The organism is Pseudonocardia sp. ICBG601 (assembly GCF_020496245.1).
Map to the genome: position 1 here is coordinate 1 of NZ_JAHLJA010000252.1, position 8,039 is coordinate 8,039.

At 74.5% G+C, this 8,039-nt stretch carries 7 protein-coding genes, 8 pseudogenes and 1 riboswitch; of the genes and pseudogenes, 9 read left to right on the forward strand and 6 right to left on the reverse strand.

The genetic code is table 11. The features are described 5' to 3' along the window. Positions 1-266: 266 nt before the first annotated feature. From KPL57_RS64285 to KPL57_RS64305, 5 genes and pseudogenes are all read left to right on the forward strand, one after another. On the forward strand, positions 267-521 hold the full coding sequence (locus tag KPL57_RS64285) for a hypothetical protein (protein WP_226359353.1): 255 nt from the start codon (positions 267-269) through the stop codon (positions 519-521). After that, positions 518-1,412: pseudogene (era, locus tag KPL57_RS64290) on the forward strand (GTPase Era); the annotation flags it as partial. The gene KPL57_RS64285 and the pseudogene era, both read left to right, overlap by 4 nt. A 25-nt stretch (positions 1,413-1,437) precedes the next feature. After that, the gene (gene recO, locus KPL57_RS64295; RefSeq protein WP_226359357.1) at positions 1,438-2,307 is read left to right on the forward strand and encodes a DNA repair protein RecO; all 870 of its coding nucleotides are present in this window, start codon (positions 1,438-1,440) and stop codon (positions 2,305-2,307) included. A 653-nt stretch (positions 2,308-2,960) separates the two neighbouring features. After that, positions 2,961-3,709, forward strand: a pseudogene (locus tag KPL57_RS64300) (isoprenyl transferase). Positions 3,710-3,729: 20 nt separating this feature from the next. Further along, positions 3,730-4,125, forward strand: a complete 396-nt coding sequence (locus KPL57_RS64305; RefSeq protein WP_226359358.1) for a hypothetical protein — start codon at positions 3,730-3,732, stop codon at positions 4,123-4,125. Positions 4,126-4,162: 37 nt separating this feature from the next. Here KPL57_RS64305 and KPL57_RS69030 read toward each other — a convergent pair whose 3' ends face one another. From KPL57_RS69030 to KPL57_RS64320, 4 genes and pseudogenes are all read right to left on the reverse strand, one after another. Further along, positions 4,163-4,456: a hypothetical protein gene (locus tag KPL57_RS69030; protein WP_264200110.1), complete on the reverse strand. Its 294-nt coding sequence runs from the start codon at positions 4,454-4,456 to the stop codon at positions 4,163-4,165. Continuing rightward, positions 4,423-4,539, reverse strand: a pseudogene (locus KPL57_RS73685) (DUF2795 domain-containing protein); the annotation flags it as partial. The gene KPL57_RS69030 and the pseudogene KPL57_RS73685, both read right to left, overlap by 34 nt. Before the next feature lie 234 nt (positions 4,540-4,773). Continuing rightward, a complete protein-coding gene (locus KPL57_RS64315; protein ID WP_226359354.1) occupies positions 4,774-5,064 on the reverse strand; it encodes a hypothetical protein in 291 nt (96 codons plus the stop codon). Positions 5,065-5,072: 8 nt separating this feature from the next. Continuing rightward, the gene (locus KPL57_RS64320; RefSeq protein ID WP_226359355.1) at positions 5,073-5,285 is read right to left on the reverse strand and encodes a hypothetical protein; all 213 of its coding nucleotides are present in this window, start codon (positions 5,283-5,285) and stop codon (positions 5,073-5,075) included. Between the two features lie 72 nt (positions 5,286-5,357). After that, positions 5,358-5,472, forward strand: a riboswitch (SAM riboswitch). A 41-nt stretch (positions 5,473-5,513) separates the two neighbouring features. Here KPL57_RS64320 and KPL57_RS64325 point away from each other — a divergent pair. From KPL57_RS64325 to KPL57_RS73690, 3 genes and pseudogenes are all read left to right on the forward strand, one after another. Beyond that, on the forward strand, positions 5,514-5,717 hold the full coding sequence (locus tag KPL57_RS64325) for a hypothetical protein (RefSeq protein WP_226359356.1): 204 nt from the start codon (positions 5,514-5,516) through the stop codon (positions 5,715-5,717). Positions 5,718-5,740: 23 nt separating this feature from the next. After that, positions 5,741-5,860, forward strand: a pseudogene (locus KPL57_RS64330) (aminotransferase class V-fold PLP-dependent enzyme); the annotation flags it as partial. Between the two features lie 513 nt (positions 5,861-6,373). Continuing rightward, positions 6,374-6,733: pseudogene (locus tag KPL57_RS73690) on the forward strand (hypothetical protein); the annotation flags it as partial. Between the two features lie 166 nt (positions 6,734-6,899). Here KPL57_RS73690 and KPL57_RS64340 read toward each other — a convergent pair. Then, positions 6,900-7,228 (reverse strand): annotated as a pseudogene (locus tag KPL57_RS64340) (Fur family transcriptional regulator); the annotation flags it as partial. Positions 7,229-7,331: 103 nt separating this feature from the next. Then, a pseudogene (locus KPL57_RS64345) lies at positions 7,332-7,704 on the reverse strand (ArsR/SmtB family transcription factor). A gap of 89 nt (positions 7,705-7,793) precedes the next feature. Between KPL57_RS64345 and KPL57_RS64350 the strand changes: the two are divergent. Further along, positions 7,794-8,039: pseudogene (locus tag KPL57_RS64350) on the forward strand (hypothetical protein); the annotation flags it as partial.

Below are 8,039 nucleotides of genomic sequence, written 5' to 3' on the forward strand. Positions count from 1 at the left end.
CCTCGCTGGTCCGCGGCCTGATCTACCCGGTCCCGGACCCGGCGTTTCCCGTTCCTCGGGGTCCACGCCACCCGCGGCATCGACGGGCACCGTCCACGCCGGCCCGAACGCCGTGCTCGCGCTGGCCCGCGAGGGCTACGACTGGCGCACGGTCAAGCCGAAGGAGCTGCTGGGGACGCTGACCTACCCGGGCATGGTGAAGGTGGCGCGCACGCCTGTGGCGCTACGGCATCGGCGAGGTCCGCCGCTCGCTGTCGACGCGCGCGATGGTCCGCCAGATCCAGCGGATGCTGCCCGAGGTCACCGCCTCCGACCTGCACCCGGCAGGCGCCGGGGGTGCGGGCCCAGGCCGTGAAGGCCGACGGCACCTGGTCGACGACTTCCTGTTCCTCGACCAGGCCGGTCCGGACGGCGCGGGCCGCCCCGGCTCGATCCTGCACGTGCTGAACGCACCGTCCCCGGCGGCGACGGCGGCGCTGCCGATCGGCCGCGAGATCCTCGACCGGCTCGGTGCGGCATGACCGGCGCACGGCCCGAGGGCTTCCGGTCCGGGTTCGCCTGCTTCGTCGGCAGGCCCAACGCCGGCAAGTCGACCCTGACCAACGCGCTGGTCGGGGAGAAGATCGTGATCACCTCCTCGCGCCCGCAGACCCCCGGCACGCGATCCGCGGGATCGTGCACCGACCGGACGCCCAGATCGTCCTGGTCGACACCCCGGGGCTGCACCGCCCCGGACCCTGCTCGGGTCGCGGCTCAACGACCTGGTGCGCGAGACGTGGTCCGAGGTCGACGTCGTCGGGTTCTGCGTGCCCGCCAACGAGAAGGTCGGCAAGGGTGACCGGTTCATCGCCGAGGAGCTGGGCCGGATCGCCGCGCACACCCCGGTGGTCGCCGTCGTCACCAAGACCGACACCGCCCGCCCCGAGCAGGTCGCCGAGCGGCTCACCGAGGTGGCGGCGCTGATGGACTTCGCCGAGGTCGTGCCGACTCTCGGCGCGGTCGGGCTCCAGGTATCGCTGCTGTCGGACCTGCTGGTCGGGCTGCTGCCGGAGGGGCCGCAGCTCTACCCGGACGGCGACCTCACCGACGAGCCGACCGACGTGCTCGTGGCCGAGCTCGTGCGGGAGGCGGCGCTGGAGGCGTGCGCGACGAGCTGCCGCACTCGATCGCCGTCGTCGTCGAGGAGACGATCGAGAAGAAGGACCTGCTGGAGATCTACGCGATCATCTACGTCGAGCGGTCCAGCCAGAAGGGCATCGTGATCGGCAAGGGCGGTGCCCGGCTCAAGCAGGGTCGGCAGCGACGCCCGTCGCCAGATCGAGAAGCTGCTGGGCACCCGGGTGCACCTGGACCTGCACGTGAAGATCGCCGAGGACTGGCAGCGGGACCCGAAGCAGCTGCGCAAGCTGGGTTCTGAGGAGAACCTAGACTGGGTGGGTGGCCCAGCTCTACCGCGACACCGGGATCGTGCTCCGGGTGCAGAAGCTGGGCGAGGCGGACCGGATCATCACGATGCTGACCGTCAGCACGGCAAGATCCGGGTGGTCGCCAAGGGCGTGCGCCCGCACCCGGTCGCGGTGGGGCGCCCGGCTGGAGCCGTTCAACCACGTCGACGTCCAGTGCTACACCGGGCGCACGCTCGACGTGGTCACCCAGGCCCAGACCGTCGACGCGTTCGCGCCGGCGATCGTCGCGGACTGGTCGGCCTACTCCTGCGGCTGCGCGATCCTGGAGACCGCGGACCGGCTGGTGTCCGAGGAGGGCGAGCCGAGCCTGCGGGTCTACCTGCTGCTGCTCGGTGCCACCCGGGCGCTGGCCGACGGCGCCCGCGAACCGGCCCTGGTGCTCGACGCGTTCCTGCTGCGGGCCATGAGCCATGCGGGGTGGGCGCCGTCGCTGTCGGACTGTGCGCGCTGCGCGACGCCCGGCCCGCACCGGTCGTTCACCGTCGCCGGGGGCGGCATGGTGTGCCCGCGCTGCCGCCCGCCGGGCTCGGTCCCCCCGGCCCCCGAGACGGTGGCGCTGCTCATGGCGCTGCTGCACGGCGACTGGGACACCGCCGACGCCTCGGGCACCCCGACCCGGCGGAGGCCAGCGGCCTGGTCGCGGCGCACCTGCAGTGGCACCTGGAGCGCCAGCTGCGCTCGCTGCCCCTGGTCGACCGCCGCGCCCGGGTCCGGCCCGCCGCCGTCGTCGCGCCGGGTGCGCCGGGGACCGCCCCGAACCGCCGGACGGCGGTGCGCCGACACCTCCGGACGCGCTGTCCGACTAGTTCGATCGGCCCGGTGTCCGATCGGGCTGCCGTGAGCGGCCCGTATGCTTCGTCGAGCGGTTGACGTTCCCGGTGCGCCGCCCGCCGCGGTGCCGCCGGTCGCGGCGCACGGCGCTTCCGCCGACTCCACCGGGTGAACGTCGCTCAGGACAGGCAACCGGTTGCGCGGTCTCGTTATCCTCCTGTGATCGAGGGGACCCCAGCCCCGTCGGAGAGGCAGTCGTGAACCGACCCCACACACCGCCGCCGGACGACGACCACACCGCTCGCACCCATCGTCTCCCGGCCGCCACGCAGCGGATCCCGGTGCCGCCCACCCAGCAGCTGCCGCCCGCACCGAGGTCATGCCGGAGTCCCCGCAGGACGGGCCGACCCGCGCGATGCGTCAGGTCCGGGCCCGCACCGAGGACGGCGCCTGGCCGGCCATCCCGATGCTGCCGGTGATCCGGCCCGACGAGTCCGAACCGCTGTCGGAGGTCGACCGGGTCCACGGGCACCGCGGGATGCGCCGGCTGCGCGAGGACCATCGAGCGGCTGGAGGACCCGGCCGTGCCGGCCTGGCCCCAGCCCGACCAGCGCGACTGAGCCCGACCACCGCGGCCGAGCCCGGCCATCGGCCCCGACGTAGGGTCGGTGACGTGCCGTTCCAGCCTCCCGCCCGCATCCGTCCGGTGCCCGGCCCCCGGCGATCCCGCCGGAGCTGGTGCCGGGCCACGTCGCCCTCGTCATGGACGGCAACGGCCGCTGGGCCAACGCCCGTGGTCTGCCCCGCACGGAGGGGCACAAGCGGGGCGAGGCGTCGCTGATGGACGTCGCCCGCGGCTGCATCGACCTCGGTGTGCGCTGGCTGTCGGCGTACGCGTTCTCCACCGAGAACTGGCGGCGCAGCCCCGACGAGGTCCGGTTCCTGATGGGCTTCAACCGCGACGTCATCCGCCGTCGCGTCGACGAGATGGACGCGATGGGGGTCCGGGTCCGCTGGGCGGGCGCGCCCGCGGCTGTGGCGCTCGGTGATCAAGGAGCTGGAGATCGCCGAGGAGCGCACCCGCGGCAACGACGTGCTGAACCTGACCATGTGCGTCAACTACGGCGGCCGCGCCGAGATCGTCGACTCGGTGCGCCAGATCGCCCGGCTCGCCGCCGAGGGCCGGATCAACCCCGACAAGATCGACGAGCGGATGCTGGCCCGCCACCTCGACGAGCCGGACATGCCCGACGTCGACCTGTTCGTGCGCTCCCTCGGGGGAGCAGCGGACCTCGAACTTCCTGCTCTGGCAGAGCGCCTACGCCGAGATGGTCTTCCTGGACACGCTGTTCCCCGACTTCGACCGGCGCCACATCTGGCAGGCGATCGAGATCTACGCACGCCGGGACCGGCGTTTCGGCGGGGCCGTGGACGCCGCGACGGGCGACGCCGCGACGGGGGTGACACCGTGAGCACCGATGTGATCACCGGGATGCTCGCCACCGCGAAGGGTGCGCTGGAGCGGTTCCACGACGTCACCGCCGCCGACGACGGCGCGCTGACCTTCGCCCACGGCGGCGTGCTGTGCGTGGTGCAGGGGACCGAGCTGGAGGAGGGGCTGCCCGTCCTCAACCTGACCTGCGTCGTGGCGTGGGACCTGCCGGACTCCGCCGACCCGGAGCACGACGTGCCGCGACGGGTCGGTCGGGCTCGGGGTGGGGGAGGGCCTGTTCGGCACGCCCCGGTGGTGCGCGGCGAGCGCGGCTGGGACGTGACGCTGCGCTACGCCTTCCCCGCGGCCGGGCTGGGCGAGGGTCCGATGGGGACGCTGCTCATGCTCGTCGTGTCCTCCGCGTCGAGCATGCGGGCCGAGCTCGTCGGCGGCTGACCGGCCGGCGGGGCGGTGCCCGCCCCGGCCGCGCGGGTCACTTCTTGCGGTTGGTGCCGAGCTCCTCGGCGATCGGGTTGACCGGGTCCACGTCCTTCGTGGACTCCGACAGCCCGGGACGGGTGTGCTCGGTGCGCCGCTGCGCGCGAAGCTGCTCGGTCTCCTCGGCCGACTCGTCCGCGGTGTCGCCCGCGGTCTGGCGCGCGGGTCGTCGTCGGCCAGGTCCACGGCGGCCACCACGGCGGCGATCGAGGCGTAGTGCTCCTCGGCCGGCACCGCCCGCAGGGCCTCGACCGTCGCGGCGTCGGCCTCGTTGCGCTCGGCGGTCCACGCCAGGTCGTCCTTGCCGGCGGGGAACTCCAGGCCGTGCAGGGCGGTGCGGACGGCGTCGGACGTCGTCGTGCGGGTGGTCATGAGGTCACCTCTCGTCGGGATGCGTCCCGACCGGGTAGCCGCTGTGCGCCGGATGATGCATCCGGCGGGGATCAGTTCCCCGGGCCGTCCGCGGTGCCGTCCGAGTGCCGTCCCGGGTCACCGCGTCCTCCGGGGCCGCCTCGCCGCTGCCGTCGAGGTGCACCAGCGGCAGCCCCGCCAGCTGGCCCGCGGTCATCCCGTGCGCGACGCCGAGGACGTCGTTCTGGGACTTCTTCAGCCGGCGTCCACCAGGCCGGACAGGCTGTAGGCGACCCGGCCGAGCAGCCGGACCGTCGTCTCGTCGACGAGCGGGCGCGGGGTGGAGACGACGGCGACGCCCCGGGGCGTCCCGTCGTTGGACTGGGCCACGCCGATCGAGTACGACTCGCGCGGGTTCACGTGCCGGGAGGCGTAGTGATCGCGGAGCTTGAACACCATGTCGTGGAACCCGCTGACGTCCCCGTCGAGCTCCAGCGACGTCAGGTCGTCGGTGGTCAGCGTCTTCGTCCGGCGGAAGCACCGCACGTAGCCGATCAGGGCGCCGGTCCACAGGGCCTCGACCAGCGCCGGTCGGCGTCCACCCGCACCGGCCCGGACTCGGGCCCGCCCAGGGCGGTGACCAGGTGCTCGCAGCAGCGCAGCACGTACTGCAGGTCCTCGAAGACGGCGGCGAGCTGGGCCAGCTCGCCGGACTCCGGGACGTCGATCCGCCGGACCGTGGTGGCGCGGGGTGCGTGTCCGTCCATCGGTCAGACGCTATCCGGGGTGGCGATGCTCACGTGTCTCATCTGAGACGGTCTGCTAGTTTCGTCGCCGAAGGTCACGAGTGCCAGCGCGAAGCCCCGGCTCGCTGGACGGCAACCCTCCTCCGCGGTGGGGTGCCCCGGGTGATGACCGGGCCGACGCGACACCCGCAGTCGGCAAGCGCGGATCCGTGCGCCACGCCGGTCCCCGAGATCGGCCGGAGGCCGATCATGACCCTCGCCCTGCCACGTCCCGTCCAGCACGCCCTGCCCCGCGTCGTCGGTGCGGACCTCACGGTCCCGCTCGTCGACGGCCGGTGGGCCCGCTACTGCGACCTCGACTCCGCCGCGTCGGCGCCGGCGCTGGAGCCGGTCGCTGCCCACGTCGCCGAGGTGCTGCCCTACCACGGCAGCGTGCACCGCGGCGCCGGCTGACCTCGAAGGTCTGCACCGCGCTCGTGGAGAACGCCCGCGCCGACGTCGCCCGGTTCGTCCGGGCCCGCGCCGACGACGTCGTGGTGTTCACCCGCAACACCACCGACGCGCTCGGCCTGCTCGCCCGCGCCGTCCCCCGCCCGGTGGTGACCCTGGACCTGGAGCACCACGCGACGCTGCTGGCCTGGCGCGACCGCGAGCACCGCGTCGTGCCCGCCGCCGCCACCGTGGCGGCGACGCTCGATGCGTTGCGGGCGAGCTCGCCGCCCGTCCCGACGCCGCGCTGGTCGCGGTCACCGGGCGTCCAACGTGACCGGCGAGCTCCTCCCGGTCGCCGAGATCGCGCGATCGCGCACGCCGCGGGTGCCCGCTGTGCGTCGACGCCGCCCAGCTCGCCCCGCACCGGCGCGTCGACCTGGCCGGGTGGAACGCGGACTACGTCGCGCTGTCCGGGCACAAGCTCTACGCGCCCTACGGCGCCGGGGTCTCGTCGGCCGCCGGGACTGGCTCGACGCCGCCGACCCGCACGTCGCGGGCGGGGGAGCGGTCCGATCCGTGTCCGTCGCCGACGGCCCGGGCGGCGCACGGTCACGGAGTGGCTGCCGTCGCCGCAGCGGCACGAGGGCGGCACCCCGAACGTGCTCGTGCCGGTGGCCGCGCTCGGAGCGGCTTGCCGGAGCCTGGACCCGCTGATCGACGACATCGTGCCCGCCCACGAGCGCGAGCTGGCCGACAGCCTGCACGCCGGCCTGGCGACGGTCCCCCGGCCTGCGGACCCTGTCCTGCTTTCGACGACGCGGGCGACCGCACCGCGACCGTCTCGTTCACCCTGGGCGAGCTGTCCGCCGGGCTGGTCGCGGCGGGCGCTGTCGGCCGAGTACGGCATCGGGGTCCGCGACGGCCGTTTCTGCGCCCACCCGCTGCTGGCGCGGCTCACCGGCGGCCGCGACGCGTGCGCGCGTCGCTGGGCCTGCGCACCGGCTCCTCCGACGTCGACCGGCTGGTCGACGCGCTGACCGATCTGGCACGGCGCGGCCCGGCCTGGACCTACGCCCTCGTCGACGGCCGGTGGGCGCCGACCCCGGACCCGCGTCCGGCGGACCCGTTCGCCCGCGACCGGGAGCTGCCCGCCGTCCCCGCTGCGGGGACTGAGCCCGGTCTCAGCCCGCCGAGCAGCGCTCCGCAGAGGCCGAAGACCTCGAGGGTGTGCGACACCTCGGTGAAGCCGTGCTTCTGGGCGACCGACTCGGTCCAGGACTCCACCGCCGGACCCTCGATCTCGACGGCGGCGCCGCACCGGCGCAACACGAGGTGATGGTGGTGGTGCTCGGTCTCGCAGCGCCGGTAGACGGCCTCGCCGGACGCGACCCGCAGCAGCACGTCGACCTCGCCGCCGTCGGCAAGGGTCTGCAGGTCCGGTAGACCGTGGTCAGGCCGATGCCCTCGCCGGCGCGCCGCAGCTCCTCGTGGATCTCCTGGGCGGACCGGAAGTCGTCCAGCCGGTCCAGCAGCGCGGCGGTGACGGCGGCCCGCTGCCGGGTGGGCGGATGCCGCGCGGCCCGGCGGTGGACCGCTCGGTGACCGCCGGCCGCGTCGTCCGGCCGGTCGTCTCCGTCACGTGTCCTCCTCGACGTGGGCGACGGCGTCCCCACGATGTGCGCCAGGTGGTCGTCCACCAGCGAATACAGCACCTCGCGGCCCTTCCGCTCGCCCTCGACCACCCCGGCGGCCTTGAGGACCCGCAGGTGCTGGCTGATCAGGGGCTGGGTGACCCGAGCGCGTCCACCAGGTCGTGGACGCACCGCGAGTGTTCCAGCAGCTGCAGCACGATGGCGATCCGGACCGGCGCGGCGAGTGCCCGCGCAGGTCGCCCGCGGCGGCCAGCGTGCGCGGGTCGCGGGTCGGGCCCGGCTCTGGCGCGGGTGGTGGTTCGTTCGTCCGCGCCCGGGCCGACTCCCGGTGGCGTGCGTGGTCTGGGCTGCGGCAGACATGTGGTGGACCCGTCCGTTCCTCCGGAGCGGCGGCCACACCCTCCGGCGCTGCTGTGCCGTACAGGCCGCACCCGACATGGTAGGCGTGTTCGTTATCGTCGCGCCGTGCTGCTGGTCTGCCGCTTCCGCGTGTCTCCCTCCGAGGAGTCCGCGTTCACCGCGCGCGTGGCCCGCGCCCTGGAACTCTCGCCGCCCCGCCCGGCCGGCCTTCCGCGGGGGTGAGGCGGGCCGGGCGATCGAGGACGCCGGGCAGTGGGTCCTGACCGTCCGCTTCGACTCCGTCGACGCCTACCGGCGTGCCCTGGGGCCGTTCGAGGTCCGCGAGCACGTG

Bases quoted from the DNA above. Each gene is read 5' to 3' on its own strand.
- KPL57_RS64285 (WP_226359353.1), top strand. From the start codon at position 267: ATGGTCCGCCAGATCCAGCGGATGCTGCCCGAGGTCACCGCCTCCGAC.
- KPL57_RS64305 (WP_226359358.1), top strand. From the start codon at position 3,730: ATGCTCGCCACCGCGAAGGGTGCGCTGGAGCGGTTCCACGACGTCACC.
- KPL57_RS64320 (WP_226359355.1), bottom strand. From the start codon at position 5,285: ATGGACGGACACGCACCCCGCGCCACCACGGTCCGGCGGATCGACGTC.
- KPL57_RS64325 (WP_226359356.1), top strand. From the start codon at position 5,514: ATGACCCTCGCCCTGCCACGTCCCGTCCAGCACGCCCTGCCCCGCGTC.